Annotated in this window: 18 protein-coding genes; all 18 read left to right on the forward strand. The window is 40.5% G+C overall.

Annotated features, from left to right (window positions below):
- The first annotated feature begins 109 nt into the window (after nt 1-109).
- Nucleotides 110-670 carry a ribonuclease M5 gene (gene rnmV / locus C0966_RS14495; RefSeq protein ID WP_274856436.1) on the forward strand — a complete coding sequence of 187 codons (561 nt, stop codon included), beginning with the start codon at nt 110-112 and terminating at the stop codon, nt 668-670.
- Nucleotides 663-1,541 carry a 16S rRNA (adenine(1518)-N(6)/adenine(1519)-N(6))-dimethyltransferase RsmA gene (gene rsmA / locus C0966_RS14500; protein WP_274856437.1) on the forward strand — a complete coding sequence of 293 codons (879 nt, stop codon included), beginning with the start codon at nt 663-665 and terminating at the stop codon, nt 1,539-1,541. Before rnmV ends, rsmA begins: the two co-directional genes overlap by 8 nt.
- A 791-nt stretch (nt 1,542-2,332) precedes the next feature.
- Entirely contained in the window at nt 2,333-3,217 is an 885-nt protein-coding gene (gene yabG / locus C0966_RS14505; protein ID WP_274856438.1) for a sporulation peptidase YabG, read from the forward strand.
- Nucleotides 3,218-3,424: 207 nt separating this feature from the next.
- Nucleotides 3,425-3,688, forward strand: coding sequence for a biofilm formation stimulator Veg (veg, locus tag C0966_RS14510; protein ID WP_274856439.1), 264 nt, complete (start codon nt 3,425-3,427; stop codon nt 3,686-3,688).
- Between the two features lie 145 nt (nt 3,689-3,833).
- Nucleotides 3,834-4,010 carry a small, acid-soluble spore protein, alpha/beta type gene (locus tag C0966_RS14515; RefSeq protein WP_274856440.1) on the forward strand — a complete coding sequence of 59 codons (177 nt, stop codon included), beginning with the start codon at nt 3,834-3,836 and terminating at the stop codon, nt 4,008-4,010.
- A gap of 280 nt (nt 4,011-4,290) precedes the next feature.
- Nucleotides 4,291-5,160, forward strand: coding sequence for a 4-(cytidine 5'-diphospho)-2-C-methyl-D-erythritol kinase (gene ispE, locus C0966_RS14520; protein ID WP_274856441.1), 870 nt, complete (start codon nt 4,291-4,293; stop codon nt 5,158-5,160).
- 57 nt (nt 5,161-5,217) lie between these two features.
- Complete coding sequence (gene purR, locus C0966_RS14525) at nt 5,218-6,051, forward strand: pur operon repressor (RefSeq protein ID WP_274856442.1); 834 nt, start codon at nt 5,218-5,220, stop codon at nt 6,049-6,051.
- Between the two features lie 53 nt (nt 6,052-6,104).
- Nucleotides 6,105-6,479 carry a 2-iminobutanoate/2-iminopropanoate deaminase gene (gene ridA / locus C0966_RS14530; protein ID WP_274856443.1) on the forward strand — a complete coding sequence of 125 codons (375 nt, stop codon included), beginning with the start codon at nt 6,105-6,107 and terminating at the stop codon, nt 6,477-6,479.
- Nucleotides 6,480-6,653: 174 nt separating this feature from the next.
- Nucleotides 6,654-6,944: a septation regulator SpoVG gene (spoVG, locus tag C0966_RS14535; RefSeq protein WP_274856444.1), complete on the forward strand. Its 291-nt coding sequence runs from the start codon at nt 6,654-6,656 to the stop codon at nt 6,942-6,944.
- Nucleotides 6,945-7,437: 493 nt separating this feature from the next.
- The gene (glmU, locus tag C0966_RS14540) at nt 7,438-8,811 is read left to right on the forward strand and encodes a bifunctional UDP-N-acetylglucosamine diphosphorylase/glucosamine-1-phosphate N-acetyltransferase GlmU (RefSeq protein ID WP_274856445.1); all 1,374 of its coding nucleotides are present in this window, start codon (nt 7,438-7,440) and stop codon (nt 8,809-8,811) included.
- 20 nt (nt 8,812-8,831) lie between these two features.
- The gene (locus C0966_RS14545) at nt 8,832-9,788 is read left to right on the forward strand and encodes a ribose-phosphate diphosphokinase (RefSeq protein ID WP_274856446.1); all 957 of its coding nucleotides are present in this window, start codon (nt 8,832-8,834) and stop codon (nt 9,786-9,788) included.
- Nucleotides 9,789-9,949: 161 nt separating this feature from the next.
- Nucleotides 9,950-10,585, forward strand: coding sequence for a 50S ribosomal protein L25/general stress protein Ctc (locus C0966_RS14550; RefSeq protein ID WP_274856447.1), 636 nt, complete (start codon nt 9,950-9,952; stop codon nt 10,583-10,585).
- A 125-nt stretch (nt 10,586-10,710) separates the two neighbouring features.
- Complete coding sequence (pth, locus tag C0966_RS14555; RefSeq protein WP_274856448.1) at nt 10,711-11,271, forward strand: aminoacyl-tRNA hydrolase; 561 nt, start codon at nt 10,711-10,713, stop codon at nt 11,269-11,271.
- Nucleotides 11,272-11,376: 105 nt separating this feature from the next.
- Nucleotides 11,377-11,607: an anti-sigma-F factor Fin family protein gene (locus tag C0966_RS14560; RefSeq protein WP_274856449.1), complete on the forward strand. Its 231-nt coding sequence runs from the start codon at nt 11,377-11,379 to the stop codon at nt 11,605-11,607.
- A 537-nt stretch (nt 11,608-12,144) separates the two neighbouring features.
- The gene (gene mfd / locus C0966_RS14565; protein ID WP_274856450.1) at nt 12,145-15,675 is read left to right on the forward strand and encodes a transcription-repair coupling factor; all 3,531 of its coding nucleotides are present in this window, start codon (nt 12,145-12,147) and stop codon (nt 15,673-15,675) included.
- 276 nt (nt 15,676-15,951) lie between these two features.
- A complete protein-coding gene (spoVT, locus tag C0966_RS14570; protein WP_003351496.1) occupies nt 15,952-16,488 on the forward strand; it encodes a stage V sporulation protein T in 537 nt (178 codons plus the stop codon).
- Between the two features lie 278 nt (nt 16,489-16,766).
- On the forward strand, nt 16,767-18,374 hold the full coding sequence (locus tag C0966_RS14575; protein ID WP_274856451.1) for a putative polysaccharide biosynthesis protein: 1,608 nt from the start codon (nt 16,767-16,769) through the stop codon (nt 18,372-18,374).
- A gap of 12 nt (nt 18,375-18,386) precedes the next feature.
- Entirely contained in the window at nt 18,387-19,850 is a 1,464-nt protein-coding gene (mazG, locus tag C0966_RS14580; protein ID WP_274856452.1) for a nucleoside triphosphate pyrophosphohydrolase, read from the forward strand.
- Nucleotides 19,851-19,870: the final 20 nt, after the last annotated feature.

Consider the following 19,870-nt stretch of genomic DNA (forward strand, 5'->3'; position numbering starts at 1 on the left):
GACGTTTCATGTTACAAAAATGTTTCAAGTTTTTTTCAAAAAAACGAAAAAATTTTTAGATGTAAAAATGAGCGGTAGAACCGCTTTTCGATTTCATATGGAGGAACTAATGAAAATTAAAGAAATCATCGTTGTGGAAGGAAAAGATGACACAACCGCAATCAAAAGGGCCGTTGATGCAGATACGATTGAAACGAATGGTTCTGCTCTCAGCGAGGAAACGATTGAAAAAATAAAACTGGCCCATCAGAAAAGAGGCGTCATTATTTTTACAGACCCTGATTTTCCTGGTGAAAAAATAAGAAAAACAATTGCACGCCATGTACCTGAGTGCAAACATGCGTTTCTGCCGAAAGAAGCCGCGATACAAAAGAACGGAAAGGGAGTAGGCGTTGAACATGCTTCGGCTGAAATGATTCGGGAGGCGCTGCGGCATGCCCAAATCATGAAAGAAGCAGTCAATGAGGAAATTACAACAGATGATTTAATTGCGGCCGGATTAATTGGTGGAAACGGCTCAAAAGAACGGCGGGAAAAATTAGGTAAAATACTGAAAATCGGCTATACAAACGGGAAACAGTTACATAAAAGGCTTATGATGTTCCAAATATCCCGTGAGGACTTTGCAGCTGCTGTTGCGGTCATCAGACAGGAGGCGCAAAATGAATAAAGATATTGCTACGCCTGCAAGAACGAGAATGATACTTGAAAAATACGGCTTTTCCTTTAAGAAAAGTTTAGGGCAAAATTTCTTAATTGATACGAATATTTTAAAACGAATTGTCGACCATGCACAATTAACCGCTGAGACCGGAGCAATTGAAGTAGGTCCCGGGATTGGTGCTTTAACAGAGCAGCTTGCCCGGAACAGCAAAAAAGTAGTGGCATTTGAAATTGATCAACGCTTGCTTCCGATATTAGAAGAGACCATGTCGCCTTATTCCAATGTAACAATTATTCATCAGGATATTTTAAAAGCCGATATGCAAGCAATCATTGACCGGGAGTTTCAAGGGATCAACGATTTAATGGTAGTAGCCAATTTGCCGTATTATGTTACGACGCCGATAATAATGAAGCTTTTGGAAGAAAATCTGCCAATTAGAGGTATTGTTGTTATGCTTCAAAAGGAAGTAGCTGAAAGGATGGCAGCAAAACCGGGTTCCAAAGATTACGGTTCTCTTTCAATAGCCGTTCAATATTACACTGAGCCTGAAACAGTCATGGTCGTTCCTAAAACAGTGTTCGTACCCCAGCCTAATGTAGATTCTGCGGTCATACGATTAATTCGGAGAGAAGAGGCGCCCGTCAAGGTACGTGATGAAGCATTCTTTTTCCAAGTTATAAAAGCAAGCTTTGCACATCGAAGAAAGACGCTCCTAAACAACTTAACAAGCCAGCTTCCTGATGGCAAAGAGAAAAAAGAAGCAATACTTGCTGCACTGAATCAAGCGGGCATTGACCCGGGAAGAAGAGGAGAAACTCTTTCGATCGAGGAATTTGGCCGTTTGAGCGATGAACTTTATGTGTATTTTCAATAAGGACCCGTACAGGGTCTTTTTGTTTTGGTCGCAAGGAGACGAATTTCAGCTATTATCGCGATTATTTCGGTTTTATTGCGATTATTTTGATTTAACAGCGATTTTTTAAAAATAACAGCGATTTTTTCAGTTTAACAGCGATTATTTTAATATAACAGCGATTCTGCTTGTCAGGGCTGACAAAGGCGCTCCCGCTTTTCTTATTGTCTAGCTCCAGCGCCTAGCCCCTCGAGGTCGCTTCGGTCCTGCCAATGAAGTCAAAAAGCGACTTCACCGGCAGGTCCTCCAGCGCTTGTCGGGGCTGATCAAGGCGCTTCCGCTTTTCTTATTGTCCAGCTCCAGCGCCTAGCCCCTCGAGGTCGCTTCGGTCCTGCCAATGAAGTCAAAAAGCGACTTCACCGGCAGGTCCTTCAGCGCTTGTCGGGGCTGAACAAGGCGCTTCCGCTTTTCTTATTGTCTAGCTCCAGCGCCTAGCCCCTCGAGGTCGCTTCGGTCCTGCCAATGAAGTCAAAAAGCGACTTCACCGGCAGGTCCTCCAGCGCTTGTCGGGGCTGAACAAGGCGCTTCCGCTTTTCTTATTGTCCAGCTTCGCCTCCCAGGTGCTCGAGGTCATAAGTCAAATCACTACAGAGACTATCGTCTTTTTGCGTGATTTGCCTTATGCTTGTCGCACCTAAACGGTCGGCTCCTCTTTTCTAATCACATGTTTACTGTCTTTTGCATAGCCTATGAAAAGAAACGGTAAATGATTAGGAAAGCCTTTTTGCGGGGGCTTAGTTGGAGTGACGGCAGTGAAGATAAAAATCATGGATATTGTCGGAAGGGTTTCTTATCATTGTGACATTTTGTTTAGAGTGATTGATATAAGAGAAGAAGGCGGCAAGAAAAATGCTATTTTATATGGAGAAGATTTCCGGCTTATTGCCGATGCACCGTATGAGGATTTAATAAAGGTGTATCCATCAGAGCGAATGAAATTGTCAAGGGAATTTCGGTCACTTGAAGAGCAGTCGTTCAAGCTTTTTTGGCAAGATGTGGAGTTATTAAAAGAAAAGCAAGAATACGATGTAACAGACGGGTACACGAAACCGGTCAAATATTTTCAAATTCCCGGGAAGGTTCTTCATGTGGATGGTGACCCTAATTATTTAAAAAAGTGTTTAAGCTTATATGAAAAAGTCGGAGTTCCTGTTTTTGGAGTTTATTGCAATGAGAAAGAAATGCCGAACAAGGTTGGACATTTCATTGACTATTACCGGCCGGATATTTTGGTAATTACCGGTCATGATGCATATTCAAAATCTAAAGGCAAGATAACGGACCTGAATGCGTACCGGCATTCCAAGGATTTTGCTTTAACGGTGAGGGAAGCAAGAAAGAAAGTACCTCATTTAGATCAGCTAGTTATTTTCGCAGGCGCATGCCAATCACATTTTGAATCGCTGATTCAAGCAGGCGCAAACTTTGCAAGCTCACCTTCTCGGGTAAATATCCACGCGCTTGACCCTGTTTATATCGTCGCAAAAATAAGCTTCACTCCTTTTATGGAAAGGATTAATGTGTGGAATGTTCTAAGAAATACACTAACAGGGGAAAAAGGGCTCGGGGGTATTGAAACGCGCGGCGTTTTAAGAACTGGAATGCCGTATCATATTGAATATCAAGATCAAGAATAAAATGGAAGCCGTTCGCTTAGCAAAACGGCTTTTTTTGCAGAATATACATAATCTTTGTCGAAAAAGGTCAACCTATTAATGTTGAAATTTAGGGAAAAAAATAAAAGAAAAATTATTGACAATCATTTTGAATGACTGTTATAATTTATGTTTTTATTTGACTTAGATATATCAACGTGTTATACTTTACATAGTGAGGTGGACCGAATGCCAAAAACATTATCTGAAATCAAAAAAGCTCTTGATTCAAATTTAGGGAAAAGACTTTTGCTCAGGGCGAACGGTGGACGCAGAAAAACGATTGAGCGTTCCGGGATTTTAGCAGAAACGTATCCTGCCGTGTTTGTAGTCGAGTTAGACCAGGATGAAAATGCATTTGAACGTGTATCGTACAGCTATGCAGATGTTTTAACTGAAACGGTTCAAATTACCTTCTATGAAGATACATCAAGAAATGCCGCTTTAAGCTGACAATGACAATAATACGCTTTAAAGCGAGCAGCAAACAAATGGTTTGCTGCTTTTTTATTTGTGTATAGGTTAAAAAAGGTCTACATGAAAAAGGACAGAAAACCAATACTATAAATGCCGCGTGTAAAGAAAGGGGCTGTTTGTTTTGGGCAGAAGAAGAGGAATCATGTCAGAGCGTCTTAAAGAAGAACTTGCGAAAGAGCTTGGGTTCTATGATGTTGTCCAGAAAGAAGGATGGGGCGGAATCAAAGCAAGAGACGCGGGAAATATGGTTAAGCGTGCAATTGAACTAGCTGAAGAACAGCTGGCTTCAAGACGATAAATTCTTTGGAATCTGCAACTTGCAACAACAACCTTTAGAACGAATTATTTTAAAAAATCATTCAGGATTTACAGCGGCAGAAAAGTCGAGGCGAAAAAGCCCGGCTTTTCTTTTTTGCTTTTGAAGGGGCTAACCAAGGCGCTTGCGCTTTTCGCTAGAAATGATAAAATATTTTATTTGTGAAGAATGTTCAAACGTGATGTTTTGCAGATGGCGTTATGTGGTAAAATAGGACGAAACATGAAGATCGTCGAATTTTGTAAAAGAGTAGGTGGACGTAGTGAAGCTTCTAGTCAAAGCCCCGGCGAAGATCAATTTAACATTGGATGTGTTATATAAACGAACGGATGGCTATCATGAAGTAGAAATGATTATGACGACAATTGATTTGGCTGATCGCCTTGAGCTCTCATTGCTGGACGAGGATCAAATCCGAATCATTTCTCATAATCATTATGTGCCGGATGACGAGCGCAACCTTGCATATCAAGCAGCCCAGCTTTTAAAGGAACGGTTTCAAGTGAAAAAGGGCGCATTGATTCGTATTGAAAAAACAATACCAGTCGCAGCGGGATTAGCGGGCGGCAGCAGTGATGCTGCAGCTACTTTAAAGGGTTTAAATAAATTATGGGATCTTGGCCTGTCGGTGGACGAGCTGGCAGCGTTAGGTGCGGAAATCGGGTCGGATGTTTCTTTTTGCGTATATGGGGGGACAGCACTGGCCAAGGGAAGGGGAGAACTGATAACGGAACTTCCTGCTCCTCCTACATGCTGGGTTATTCTTGCAAAGCCTTCCATTGGGGTTTCAACAGCCGAAGTATATCGCAGGCTTGATTTAAATCGGATCAGCCACCCGAACACAAAAGAAATGATTAAAGCAATTGAAACGAAAGATTACAGCAAGGTTTGCGAAAATTTAGGGAATGTACTCGAAGATGTAACAATGAAGATGCATCCGGAGGTCGTCTTGATAAAAGATCAAATGAAAAGATTTGGTGCAGATGCCGTATTGATGAGCGGCAGCGGTCCAACGGTATTTGGCCTTGTGCAGCATGATTCACGGCTTCACCGAATTTATAACGGTTTAAGAGGATTTTGTGATCAAGTATATGCGGTAAGAATGTTGGGGGAACGGAATATACTTGATTAAATCCGTACATTAATGATATATTATCATTAAAATATTCGGATTTTGGAGGTCCTATTTATGAAATTCCGTCGAAGCGAACGTTTGATCGATATGACGAATTATTTATTGGAGCATCCTCGTCAATTAGTTCCGTTAACTTTTTTTGCTGAAAGGTATAGTTCTGCTAAATCGTCGATCAGTGAAGATTTGGCGATTATTAAAGAAACATTTGAACAAAGGGGAATTGGAACGTTGCAAACGGTGCCCGGTGCGGCAGGCGGGGTAAAATTTTTTGTAAAAGTGAAAGAAGAAGAAGTGAGGCCATTTATTGCGCATCTTTGCGATTTAATCAGAAATCCGGAAAGACTGCTTCCGGGAGGCTATCTATATATGACCGACATTATCAGTGACCCTTCAATTGTGAACAAAGTAGGGAAAATGTTTGCTTCTGCTTTTTCCAATACTGAAATCGATGTTGTTATGACGGTTGCGACGAAAGGAATACCGCTTGCATATGCCGTTGCCAGCCAGTTGAATGTTCCGGTCGTGATTGTCAGAAGAGATAGCAAAGTGACGGAAGGATCGACGGTAAGCATCAATTACGTGTCCGGATCGGCAAAAAGAATTGAGACGATGGTTCTTTCAAAAAGAAGCTTGGCAGAAGGATCGAAAGTACTGATCGTGGATGACTTTATGAAGGCTGGAGGAACGGTCAATGGGATGATCAGCCTTCTAAATGAATTTAACGCCCATGTAGCAGGAATAGCTGTATTAGTTGAATCAGAAAATATTGAAGAGCGTTTAGTGGATGAATACTTGTCACTTATCCGCCTTTCTGACGTTGATGTGAAAGAGAAAAAAATAAAAGTGAGCGAAGGCAATTTCTTTTCAAAGAATGTTGAAAATTGTTAGACAGAACTTTCCAGGCAGTGATAAAATGGATAAAAAGAAAAGGAGGAAGTCAAGTGAAAACGGTTCAAACAACTAATGCCCCGGCTGCAATCGGCCCTTATTCCCAGGGGATTGTTGTCAATAACTTATTTTTCAGCTCAGGGCAAATCCCGCTGACTGCTGAAGGAGTTATGGTCGAGGGAGACATTAAAGCACAAACCCATCAAGTGTTTAAGAATTTACAGGCTGTTCTTGAAGAAGCGGGGGCTTCATTGGATACGGTTGTAAAAGCAACGGTTTTTATTAAAAATATGGATGATTTTGCAGCTGTAAATGAAGTTTACGGTCAATATTTTTCTACTCATAAGCCTGCGCGTTCAACCGTTGAGGTAGCCCGATTGCCAAAAGATGCTTTAGTCGAAATAGAAGTTATTGCCCTCGTAAAATAGTTATTTAGGCGTTATAGAACAATTACTTCCAAAAAAATATCTAAAAATAGATATGATTTCACCGACTTACTCTAATTTTTCTAAAAAATTTTACTATTTAAAGAAGGAAAATTGGAAATAATGTTGAAATATATTAATTAGATATCTATCTATAGGGTAAAGGTGGTGAACAAAATGGAAGTAACTGACGTTAGATTACGCCGCGTTAACACGGATGGACGAATGAGAGCAATTGCATCCATTACTCTCGACAATGAATTTGTTGTCCATGACATTCGTGTTATTGATGGAAATAATGGATTATTTGTTGCCATGCCGAGCAAGCGCACTCCGGATGGAGAGTTTCGCGATATTGCTCACCCTATTAATTCAGAAACACGCGGCAAAATCCAAGAAGCTGTTTTGGCTGAGTACCACCGTTTAGGTGAACTAGAAGTAGAATTTGAAGAAGCCGGAGCTTCCTAAGGATATACAACTAGGGCCTACTTCACAGATAGGCTCTTTTTTATTTGTATAAATAATTGCTTGCACTTTTCTTATTGTCCGGCTTCACAAGAAACGCTTCGGCAGCGACGCATCGCACGAAGGAAAGCGTCAGCTTTTCGAGGAGCGCCCAGCCAGTTTTCATCCTTGAATAGACTTCCTCGAGTATCTTGCGAAAAGCATGACTTGATAAAGTTGCTTTGAGCAGCTCGAGGTCGCCTCGCGCCTGCCAATGAAGTCAAAAAGCGACTTAACCGGCAGGACCTAGAAGCATGTCGGGGCTAACCAAGGCGCTTACGCTTTTCTTTTTCCCCGATCCTCTCATAAATAAACCACATCAACCTATTTCTTCGTATTATTTTTTTTTGCTGTTTCCTGTAATGACAAAAAAATGTACTTAATGATCATTTCTTGAAATGAATGTCTTTTTAAGATATATTCTTTATGGATAAAAAGGTAAATTGGAGGACTGTTAATGTCGACTCGTTATGCCATCATTTTAGCCGCGGGCAAAGGAACTAGAATGAAGTCAAAGCTTTATAAAGTACTTCATCCTTTATGCGGCAAACCAATGGTTCAACATGTTGTTGATCAAGTTTCGAAGCTTAACATAAATGAAATCGTGACGATTATCGGACATGGAGCGGAAAAAGTAAAAGAACAGCTTGGGAACAAAAGCAAATATGCTCTCCAAGAAGAACAGCTTGGCACCGCTCATGCTGTTATGCAAGCAAAGGAAATCCTTGCAGGCAAAGAAGGGGTGACCATCGTTGTTTGCGGAGATACACCTCTCATCAAAGCTGAAACTATGGAAGCGCTTTTTCAACATCATGAAGAAACTAATGCGAAAGCAACGATTTTAACGGCAAAAGCTGAAGACCCAACAGGATATGGAAGAATTATCCGTAATAGCGAAGGGTTTGTAGAAAAGATCGTTGAGCATAAAGATGCAACAGAAGAAGAACGTACGGTAAAAGAGATTAATACTGGAACATACTGCTTCGATAACATTGCACTATTTGAAGCATTGCAATACGTTTCAAATGATAATGTCCAAGGAGAGTACTATCTGCCTGATGTGATTGAAATTCTGAAAAAGCAAGGCAAAAAAGTAAGTGCTTATCAATCGGAAGAATTTGAAGAAACGATAGGCGTTAATGATCGTGTTGCACTAGCCGAAGCAGAGCGGATTATGAGAAAAAGAATCAATGAATTTCATATGCGAAACGGCGTTACGATCATCGATCCTTTAAACACGTACATTGGTCCTGACGTTGAAATCGGACAAGATACCACTATTTATCCAGGCTCTGTAATAATCGGAAAAACGGTTATTGGTACCGACTGCCAAATTGGTCCGAATAGTGAAATCAAAGATTGCCAGGTCGGCATGAACACAGTTATCCGACAATCTGTTGCCCATAGCAGCATGATTGGTTCTTCTGTAAATATCGGACCATTTGCTCACATTCGTCCGGATTCGAATATTCATGATGAAGTGAAGATTGGAAACTTTGTCGAAATCAAAAAATCTGACTTCGGAAAAGGAAGCAAAGCTTCTCATCTCAGCTATATAGGAGATGCGGAGGTAGGAAGCGGCGTCAATATCGGATGTGGTTCCATCACTGTTAACTATGACGGGAAAAATAAATACTTGACGAAAATAGAAGACAACGTGTTTATAGGCTGTAATTCCAATCTGGTTGCACCGGTAACAATTGGACGGGGTGCATATATTGCCGCAGGTTCTACAATCACGAAAGATGTACCGGCAGACGCATTGTCGATTGCACGTGCCCGCCAAGTGAATAAAGAAAATTACGTTGAAAAGTTAAATCTTAAGAAATAAGCAAAATATGGAGGTCAATCATGCCCAATCAATATCTAGACCTGAATTTAAAAGTTTTCGCCTTGAATTCCAACACTGCATTAGCTGAAGAAATCGCTAGAGTAATCGGTGTAGAGCTTGGAAAATGTTCAGTCACCCGTTTCAGTGACGGAGAAATCCAAATTAATATAGAAGAAAGTATTCGCGGATGCGATGTTTTCGTCATTCAATCTACCAGCCTGCCTGTCAATGAACATTTGATGGAATTATTAATTATGATTGATGCTTTAAAACGAGCATCTGCTAAAACAATTAATATTGTCATGCCGTATTACGGATATGCCCGCCAGGATCGCAAAGCTCGTGCTCGTGAACCGATCACTGCGAAACTGGTTGCCAACCTTCTGGAAACAGCTGGTGCCAGCCGTGTTATTACTCTTGATTTACACGCACCACAAATTCAGGGTTTCTTCGATATTCCGATCGATCATCTTATGGGCGTGCCAATTTTAGCAGAGTACTTTAAAAACAAAGATTTCAATGGAGATATTGTAATCGTTTCTCCAGACCACGGCGGAGTAACAAGAGCACGGAGATTGGCAGAGCGCTTGAAAGCTCCCATTGCCATCATTGATAAACGACGCCCTAAGCCAAATGTAGCTGAGATTATGAATATCGTCGGGCACATCGAAGGGAAAGTAGTAATCTTAATAGATGATATCATTGATACTGCAGGAACAATTACATTAGCGGCTAATGCTTTAGTGGATAATGGAGCATCAGAAGTATTTGCCTGCTGTACACATCCTGTATTATCGGGACCTGCCATTGAGCGCATTGAAAACTCAAAAATTAAAGAATTGGTTGTGACAAATTCTATTGCTCTTCCGGAAGAAAAGAAGAGCGATAAAATTGTTCAGCTTTCAGTTGCTCCACTGATCGGGGAAGCGATTATCCGCGTTCATGAAGATCAGTCAGTCAGCACACTTTTTGATTAATAAAATAAATAGTATAAGGCTTGCTAATTTAAGCAAGCCTTGTTCTGTTTTCATTGTTTTGAACGAGAGGTAAAGGAATTGAGAATACAACGTTTAGACTTTCCTGATTTAGGGTATTTTTATATATAGACTTTGACTTTAAATCAGGAGGGTGACGTTTTATGAGTGCTGTTTTACAAGCGAAAGAACGGACGGAGTTTCGTAAATCCAATTTGAAAAAGTTGCGTGAACAAGGAAATATTCCGGCAATTATTTATGGCAGCGGAATTGACAGCAAGCCAATTTATGTGAGTGCCGGAGAATTAATAAAAACAATCCGTGAAGTAGGGAGAAACGGAATTATTTCCTTGAATATTAATGGAGATCAGCATCAAGTCATTCTTGGGGAATATCAGGAAGATCCTTTGAAAAAGGAATTGATCCATGCTGATTTCCGTGCTGTGGATATGTCATCAGAAATAGACGCGGATGTCCGAATCGATCTCGTTGGTGAAGCAGCCGGTGTGAAGGACGGTGGAGTCTTGCAACAGCCGCTGCATAGTTTGTCCATCACGGCAAAACCTGGTGATATTCCAAATTCGATTGAAGTGGATGTAACAAATCTTCAAGTTGGGGAAACCTTAACAATAGCTGATATCAAAATGGATAAACCGTACCGCATAAACCATGATGAAGAAGAAGTGATTTGTTCCATTTTACCTCCTAAACAAGAGGAAGAAATAAGCTCAGGTGAAAAACAAGATGGCGGTATTCCTGAGAACGAAGAAGGAAGAGAAACACCTGCCAGTGAAGAATAGATTTCAAAAGCCCTTGTTATTCAATTCTTTTAACAAGGGCTTTTTTGGTTTATAATAGCAAAAAGAGTCTTGAAATAAATTTAAATTCGAGATAAATGGTTTTTTAATAATAAAGGGTGAGAAAAATGAGGTTAATCGTCGGACTTGGCAATCCGGGAAAACAATACGATAAAACAAGGCATAATATTGGATTTGAGGTTATTGATAAGCTGTCTGAATCATTAAATATTCCGTTGGATCAGGCAAAGTTAAAAGGAATATATGGAATTGGCTCTGTGAACGGAGAAAAGCTGATTTTATTAAAACCGCTTACATATATGAATTTATCGGGTGAATCCATTCGCGCATGTTTAGACTATTATGATATTGCCCTTGAAGATTTGCTAGTTATTTATGATGATCTTGATTTGCCTGTAGGGAAAATCAGGCTGCGCCAAAAAGGGAGTGCAGGCGGCCATAATGGAATAAAGTCGACGATTGCCCATTTAGGCTCTCAAGAATTTAAACGAATTCGCGTTGGGATTGACAGGCCGCCGGCTGGTATGAGTGTCGTTGATTATGTTTTGGAACGGTTCCGAGAGGATGAACAGGAAATTATGGATGATGTAATAAAGAAATGCGCTGAAGCATGTGAAGCTTGGCTGCATCAACCTTTTCTCCAGGTAATGAATGAATATAATCAATAAATCGTGAACTGTAGACCTAAAATATTCAATGATCTCTAAATGAATAAGTTCCTCCAAATTCGTAAATAATATGTTTATTGAAAGATGATACAAGGAGGGACAGGCTTGGCGATTCATTACCGTTGCCGCCATTGCGGAGTAGAGATTGGAAAGCTAGAAAAAATGTCTGTTCACGCGGAATCACTTGGTTTGCATAAGCTAACAGGTGAAGAGCGGCAAGACATGGTATCTTATGATTCTTCCGGCAATATTCATATAAAATCTATTTGCGAAGATTGCCAAGAAGTTTTGGAGAGAAATCCTGATTATCATCAATATGATTTCTTGCTTCATTAATGCGCTTTGGACATTCATCCAAAGCATTTTTCTGTTTGTCTAACTCCAGCGGCTAGGCCCTCGGGGTCATAAGCCATCCTCCTGTGGTGGCTGAAGAGCTGCCTCCTCGGAGGCTGTCTTATACCCGTCGGGCCTAATCAAGCCGCTTCCGCTTTTCGATTGTCCAGCTGCGGCTCCTAGGGACTCGAGACATAAGCCATTTTGCTCCGGAGTCTAATGACTCCTGCGCAAACTGTCTTATGCTTGTCGTTCCTAAGCAGTCGCCTCGCTTTTCGATTGTCCAGCTGCAGCGGCTAGGCCCTCGGGGTTATAAGCCATCCTCCTGTGGTGGCTGAAGAGCTGCCTCCTCGGAGACTGTCTTATACCCGTCGGGCCTAATCAAGCCGCTTCCGCTTTTCGATTGTCCAGCTGCGGCTCCTAGGGACTCGAGACATAAGCCATTTTGCTCCGGAGTCTAATGACTCCTGCGCAAACTGTCTTATGCTTGTCGTCCCTAAGCAGTCGCCTCGCTTTTCTGTTTGGAGGGGAGGTTTTTGAATGAAAGGAATTATTAATCTATTTAATAAACAGGATGATATACAATCGGTTATTTCCGGTTTGGAAGCCGGCTTAAAAGAACAGTTAATTGCCGGTTTATCCGGGTCAGCCAGAACCGTTTTTTTAGCTTCCGTCTATCAACAAATGAAAAAGCCGATTCTGGTGGTAACCCACAATCTTTTACAAGCACAAAAACTATATGATGATGTTGTCAGTTTGCTTGGAGAAAAAGAAGTGTTTTTATATCCTGCCAATGAACTGATCGCGGCTGAAATGAGTATCGCAAGCCCTGAATTGAAAGCCCAGCGTATTGAAACGGTGAATCATTGGAGCAAGAACCAAAATGGAATTATGATCGTACCTGTTGCCGGACTGAGAAAAATACTGCCGCCAAAATCTCTATGGGAACATTATCAGCTTTTCATAAAACTTGGAGATGAGATAGATTTAGAAGAATATTTGCAAAAGCTTATTAAAATGGGTTATGTGCGTACGGAAATGGTTTCATCTCCTGGAGAATTCAGCATAAGAGGCGGTATTATCGATATTTATCCATTAACGGAACCAGACCCGATCCGGATTGAATTATTTGATACACAAATAGATTCCATCCGCTCTTTTTCACTGGAAGATCAGCGATCGAAAGAAAAACTTGCCGAAATCTTAATCGGACCTGCAACTGAGATACCGCTGGAACCGGAGCATATAGATAATATTATAAATAAACTTGAAGACGGATTAGCGAAAAGCTTGAAAAAAATAAAAGACGATAAAGCAAAAGCACAGCTTTCACAAAATATCGGTTATGAGCTTGAACAGTTAAAAAACGGACAAAAACCAGAGCAATTATTCAAATATCTCTCTTTTGCTTATGAAAAACCCGGTAGTTTACTAGACTATTTACCTGACAACGGACTTATTTTTATAGATGAGATAAGCAGAGTACAAGAGATGAACGATTCGTTGGAAAAAGAAGAGGCTGAATGGTATACAAGTTTATTAAGTGAAGGACAAATTGTTCATGATATAAAAATTTCACATCAGCTTCATCATTTACTTCAAACAGCGACACGGCCGATTCTTTATTTGTCTCTATTCCTAAGGCATGTTCCAAACACAAATCCGCAAAATATTATTAATATTTCATGCAAACAAATGCAAAATTTTCATGGACAAATGCATTTGTTGAAAAGTGAAATTGATCGCTGGAAAAAAGGCAAATTTTCAATTGTTTTTCTCGGGCCTGATAAAGAACGAGTGAAAAAACTTCAAAGAGTACTTGAAGATTATGAGATCAATGCAACTTTTACAAGCGAGAACCAGGAATTATTGCCGGGAAAAGTTCAAATTATAGAGGGAAGTTTGAATACCGGATTTGAAATTCCGATTCAAAAAATCGCAGTTATTACCGAAGAAGAACTATTTAATAAAAAAACAAAGAGACCGGCGCGCCGCCAGAAACTTTCAAACGCAGAAAAGATCAAAAGCTATTCCAAATTGCGCGTCGGGGATTATGTTGTCCATGTCAACCATGGAATTGGGAAATATTTAGGAATTGAGACACTTGAGATTAACGGTGTACACAAAGACTATCTCCATATCCGCTATCAGGGGAATGATAAGCTGTATGTTCCTGTTGAACAAATTGATCTTGTGCAAAAATATGTTGGCTCAGAAGGAAAAGAGCCAAAAATTTATAAGCTTGGCGGCAGTGATTGGAAAAGGGTGAAAAACAAAGTCAAATCATCCGTACAAAACATTGCAGATGATTTGATTAAGCTTTATGCAGAAAGGGAAGCGGCAAGAGGGTATGCTTTTTCTCCGGATGGAGAGATGCAAAGAGATTTTGAGGCTGCCTTTCCTTATCAAGAAACGGAAGATCAGCTTCGTTCCATTCATGAAATAAAAAGAGACATGGAGCGTGATCGTCCGATGGATCGGCTGTTGTGCGGAGATGTCGGCTACGGAAAAACAGAGGTTGCCCTCCGTGCTGCCTTTAAAGCGGTCGCAGACGGCAAGCAAGTTGCGTTTCTCGTTCCGACGACAATTCTTGCCCAGCAGCATTATGAAACAATGAAGGAAAGATTTCAGGATTATCCGATAAAGATTGGGTTATTAAGCCGTTTCCGGACAAGAAAACAACAGACCGAGACATTAAAAGGATTAAAAGATGGAACGGTCGATATCGTAGTCGGAACTCACCGTCTACTTTCGAAAGATGTAGTTTTCAGGGATTTAGGTTTATTGATTATCGACGAAGAACAGCGGTTTGGGGTTGCCCATAAGGAAAAAATCAAGCAGCTGAAAACAAATATCGATGTATTAACGTTAACGGCAACACCCATTCCAAGAACTCTCCATATGTCGATGCTGGGGGTGCGGGACCTGTCGGTTATTGAGACGCCGCCTGAAAATCGCTTTCCTGTCCAAACATATGTCATGGAATATAATGCCGGGCTTATCAAAGAAGCGATAGAAAGGGAGCTTGCAAGAGGAGGGCAGGTTTATTTTTTATACAATCGGGTTGAAGATATTGAACGGAAAGCGGAAGAAATCTCAATGCTTGTACCAGATGCAAAGGTTGTATATGCCCATGGGAAAATGACGGAAAATGAACTGGAATCTATGATGCTCACATTCATTGAAGGGGAAGCCGATGTTCTTGTCAGCACGACAATTATTGAAACCGGGGTAGACATCCCAAATGTTAATACCTTGATAGTCTATGATGCTGATAAAATGGGGCTTTCTCAGCTTTATCAATTGCGGGGCAGGGTAGGGAGGTCCAACCGCGTTGCGTATGCGTATTTTACCTATCGGAAAGATAAGGTATTGACAGAAGTGGCTGAAAAACGATTGCAGGCTATTAAAGAATTTACCGAACTCGGATCCGGTTTTAAAATCGCTATGCGTGATTTATCTATTCGGGGAGCGGGGAATTTACTTGGGGCAGAGCAACATGGATTTATCGACTCTGTCGGATTTGACCTGTATTCACAAATGCTGAAAGAAGCAATTGAGGAGCGTAAAGGGAATAATGAACAGCCAAAGAGACCTCAGCTTGAGATTGATTTAGAGGTTGATGCTTATATCCCTGATTCGTATATTTCGGACGGCCATCAAAAAATTGAAATGTACAAACGGTTCAGAGCGATTAGTTCCCTTGATGATATTGAAGAACTTCAGGAAGAAATGATCGACAGATTTGGAGAATACCCTGATGAGGTTGCATATTTGTTCCAAATTGCCGAGATGAAGGTTTACGGCCAGCTTGCCGGAGTAGAAACAATCAAACAGACGAAAAACGAAGTACTGATTTTATTATCGGAAGAAGGAAGCGAACAAATAGACGGCCAGAAGATTTTCCAACTAAGCAGCAAGCATGGAAGAGTTGTCGGCTTAGGCATGGAAGGGAAAAAGTTGAAAATGGTTCTTCATATTAAAGGAATTGATATCCCAACATGGATGCATATTGCTTTTGAGATGATTCAGGGCTTGCATGATGCGAAAAAAGACCCAGTTGAACAATAGTCTTTTATATGGAATTTCTTGCTTTGCAATTGAATTGTTTTGGTAAAGATGTTTAAAATAGTCAGACAAGGGTATTTCATATGTGCAACCGCTTTTTTGATTGGTATGATTATCCGTTTTTGTAAACTTTATCACGTACAAGAAAAAATATTAGATTGTGTATAGAACTTTCCGTATGAAAGATACTAAGTTCAAATTTGGTGATGATTTCAAATAAAGAGATCTTGATACATTGCCAAACAAAAAAATCATCAGATGAAAGTGAGGCATCGTTGAATGAAAGCAACAGGTATTGTTCGTCGAATCGATGATTTGGGTCGCGTAGTTATTCCGAAAGAAATTCGCAGAACCTTGCGAATTCGTGAAGGGGATCCATTAGAGATTTTTGTGGATCGTGATGGAGAGGTCATTTTAAAGAAGTATTCTCCTATTAGTGAGTTAGGTGATTTTGCAAAAGAATATGCTGAAGCGTTATATGACAGTTTAGGAAATCCTGTATTAATCTGTGACAGAGATGCTTATATAGCGGTTGCCGGTGGTTCGAAAAAGGACTACTTAAATAAAAACATTAGTGATCTTGTTGAGAAAACAATGGAAGAACGGAATTCTGTTCTTCAAAATCAGCAAACATCCGTATCCCTTGTTGATGGGTATGAAGAACCCGTTTCCGCTTATACGATTGGACCGATCATTGCAAATGGGGACCCGATTGGAGCGGTTATTATCTTTTCAAAGGAAGGTTCTCTCGGAGAAGTTGAGCAGAAATCAGTAGAAACAGCTGCCAGCTTCCTTGCAAGACAAATGGAACAGTGATTACTGGACACGAAAGGCTTAAGAGCGCGCACTGGCTGGACAAGTATTTGTTCAGTCAATGCGTGCGTTTTTTTTATGCTTTTCGCCCTGAGCAGTCGCCTCCACTTTTCTGTGTTGTCCAGCTTCAGCGCCTAGGCCCTCGAGGTCATAAGCCAAATCACTCCAGAGGTTTACCAACCTCCTGCGTGATTTGTCTTATGCTTGTCGGGCCTAAACGAGGCGCTTCCGCATTTCTATGTTATAATACCTTCGATATAGTTTTTGGAAGGGGATGGGCGATGAAGCCCGAGATTGAATCGAAACAGCTTGTTAAAGGAGCGTTTTTATTAACAATCGCTGCCCTCATTATTAAAATTTTAAGTGCCATTTACCGGGTACCATTTCAAAATATTGCAGGCGACATAGGCTTTTACATATATCAGCAAGTTTATCCATTTTATGGAGCGGCTGTTGCTCTCTCTACCTATGGGTTTCCGGTCGTCATTTCAAAACTTTATGCAGAGATGATAACTGTAAATGATAGGGAAGGAGCCAAACAGCTTTTAATGATCTCTTTCTTTTTTTTATTGATGCTTGGGCTGGTTTGTTTTTTTGGTTTGTATGTCGGTGCAGGCTGGTTGTCAGGGCTTATGGGGGATCCAAATCTTGTTCCGTTATTTAAAGTTATATCACTTGTTTTTCTGATCTTTCCGTTTATCTCTGTATTAAGAGGTTATTTTCAAGGAAAAAATGACATGGTACCGACTGCCGTTTCACAGATTGGTGAACAAACTGTCAGAGTTGCGACAATCTTGATCTTATCGTCCGTTTTTATAGCGAAGGATTATTCTCTTTATGTTGTCGGCGCCGGAGCTGCGTTCGGTTCGGTTACCGGCGCACTTATATCGGCTTTTATTTTATGGTTTTTTCTTAGAAAAAAAAATAAAACAAGCGTATTTTCAAAAGGTTTTAGGCTGACTCGTTCTCAGACGGTCCAAATAATAAAGACGTTGTCCATTGAGGGAACAGCGATCTGTATTGCGGGAATGCTGTTGATTTTCATTCAATTGGCAGATTCATTCAATTTATATTCCTTGCTTATTGCTTCAGGCGCAGGTCGAGAAGAGGCAAAAGTCCTGAAAGGAATTTATGATCGAGGCCAGCCGCTCATCCAGCTTGGAACCGTAGCAGCGACTTCATTGTCTTTAACAATTGTGCCGCTGATTTCACGTGAAAAATTAAAAGCGAATAAAGATCTTTTGTTGGAAAATATAAAATCGGCTATTCAAATCAGTGTGATTATTGGAATAGGTGCTTCGGTCGGATTATGGAGCATAATTGAGCCGACAAATAAAATGCTTTTTGAAAACACAGAAGGCTCTAATGTACTGGCTGTATTAAGTTTCATTATTTTACTAAGTTCCGTTATTATTACTTTATCCAGCATTCTTCAGGGAATGGGCTATACACTATTTCCTGCTTTGATTATCTTAGCCGGATTTGCTTTAAAGATTTTAGGCAATCTTTTCTTAGTTCCTTCTTTCAGCCTTATGGGAGCGGCGATGGCATCTATAGTGACGTTGGCTTTTATCATGATATTATTAATGGTGAAAGTCCGGATGATTATTGGAACCCGCTTGTTATCCACCCGCATGTTTTTTGTTGTCGGGTTGGCGGCAGGAGGAATGGCTGTGATCCTGCATGTTTATATAACGATTTCGGATCGGCTCTTTTATATAAGTGAAGCAGGCCGTGCTGCATCAGCGATCCAGGCTGTCAGCGCCGTTGGAATTGGCGGGCTTGTCTATTTATGGACCATCTTAAGAGGACATATACTTAAGAAAGAAGAAATAGCCATGCTTCCATTCGGAAGCAAGTTATTGTTATTACTGCCAAAAAAGGATTAGGAGACGAACCATATGGCCAAAAAAATTGTCATTGTCGGACTTGGTGCGGGAGATCTAAACCAGCTCCCTTTAGGAATATATAAAAAACTAACCGAAAGTAAAAACGTCTATTTGCGGACAAGAGAGCACCCAGTTGTTCGCGAGCTCGAAAAAGAGGGAGTTCATTACGAGTCGTTTGACTATATTTATGAGAAACATGACCGATTTGAAGATGTTTATGAGGAGATTTGTACGGTACTGCTTCAACAAGCAGCTGCACAAACAATTGTTTATGCAGTGCCCGGTCATCCACTTGTAGCGGAAAGAACGGTACAGCTTTTGTTAGAAAGAGGAAAAGAACAGGGGATTGAAATAGAAATTGGAGGAGGTCAAAGTTTTCTTGATGCCCTTTTTCAAGCTTTAAAAATCGATCCGATTGAAGGATTTCAGCTCCTCGATGGCACATTTTTAAAACGGGATGACATCAATCTTACCCAGCACGTTATTATTGGCCAAGTGTATGATTCTTTTGTTGCTTCCGAAGTGAAACTGACTTTGATGCAAAAGCTTCCTGATGACTATGAAGTCTATATTGTGACAGCTGCCGGCAGCAAAGAGGAGAGCGTTAAGAAAATCCCGCTTTACGAACTGGACAGGGAAGTGGAGTTAAACAATTTAACATCTGTATACATTCCGCCGGTTTCTGATGAAAAGGTGCTATATAAAGAATTTGCAAAGCTTAGGGAAATTATCGCCGAGTTAAGAGGACCGAACGGATGTCCATGGGATAAAAAACAAACACATCAATCACTAAAAAAATATCTAATTGAAGAAGCTTACGAATTAATAGAAGCGATTAACAATGACGATATTGATCATATGATTGAAGAACTTGGCGACGTGCTCTTGCAAGTAATGCTACATGCACAAATTGGGGAAGATGAAGGGTTCTTTTCCATCGATGATATCGTAGAATCGATATCTGCAAAAATGATCAGGCGCCACCCTCATGTATTCGATGATACGGTAGCAGAGAATGTAGAAACGGTTCTGCAAAATTGGGAGCAGATTAAAAAGGCTGAAAAAGGTGACAAGCCTTCATCTATGTTAAAAGGGGTAGGAAGCGGTCTGCCTAATTTGTTGAGAGCATTTGCTTTACAAAAAGAAGCGGCAAAAGTTGGTTTTGATTGGAAAGAAATTCAGCCTGCTTGGGAGAAAGTAAAAGAAGAATTAGAAGAGTTTCAGAATGAACTTGTAAAACCGGAACAGAATGAGAATTTGTATAAGGAGTATGGGGATTTGCTTTTTGCTCTTGTAAATATTGCCCGGTTTTGCAATATTGATCCGGAAGAAGCTTTGTTTGAGGCTAATCAAAAATTCATCCGCAGATTTTCTTATGTTGAGCAGAAAGTAAACGAAAGCGGCAAATCCTTTGACCGATTTACATTAGAAGAACTTGATTCGTTTTGGGACGAAGCAAAAAAACAAGGTTTATGATAAAAATAACAGGGGAGAGT

This window comes from Bacillus methanolicus, assembly GCF_028888695.1.
Taxonomy (GTDB): domain Bacteria; phylum Bacillota; class Bacilli; order Bacillales; family Cytobacillaceae; genus Bacillus_Z; species Bacillus_Z methanolicus_B.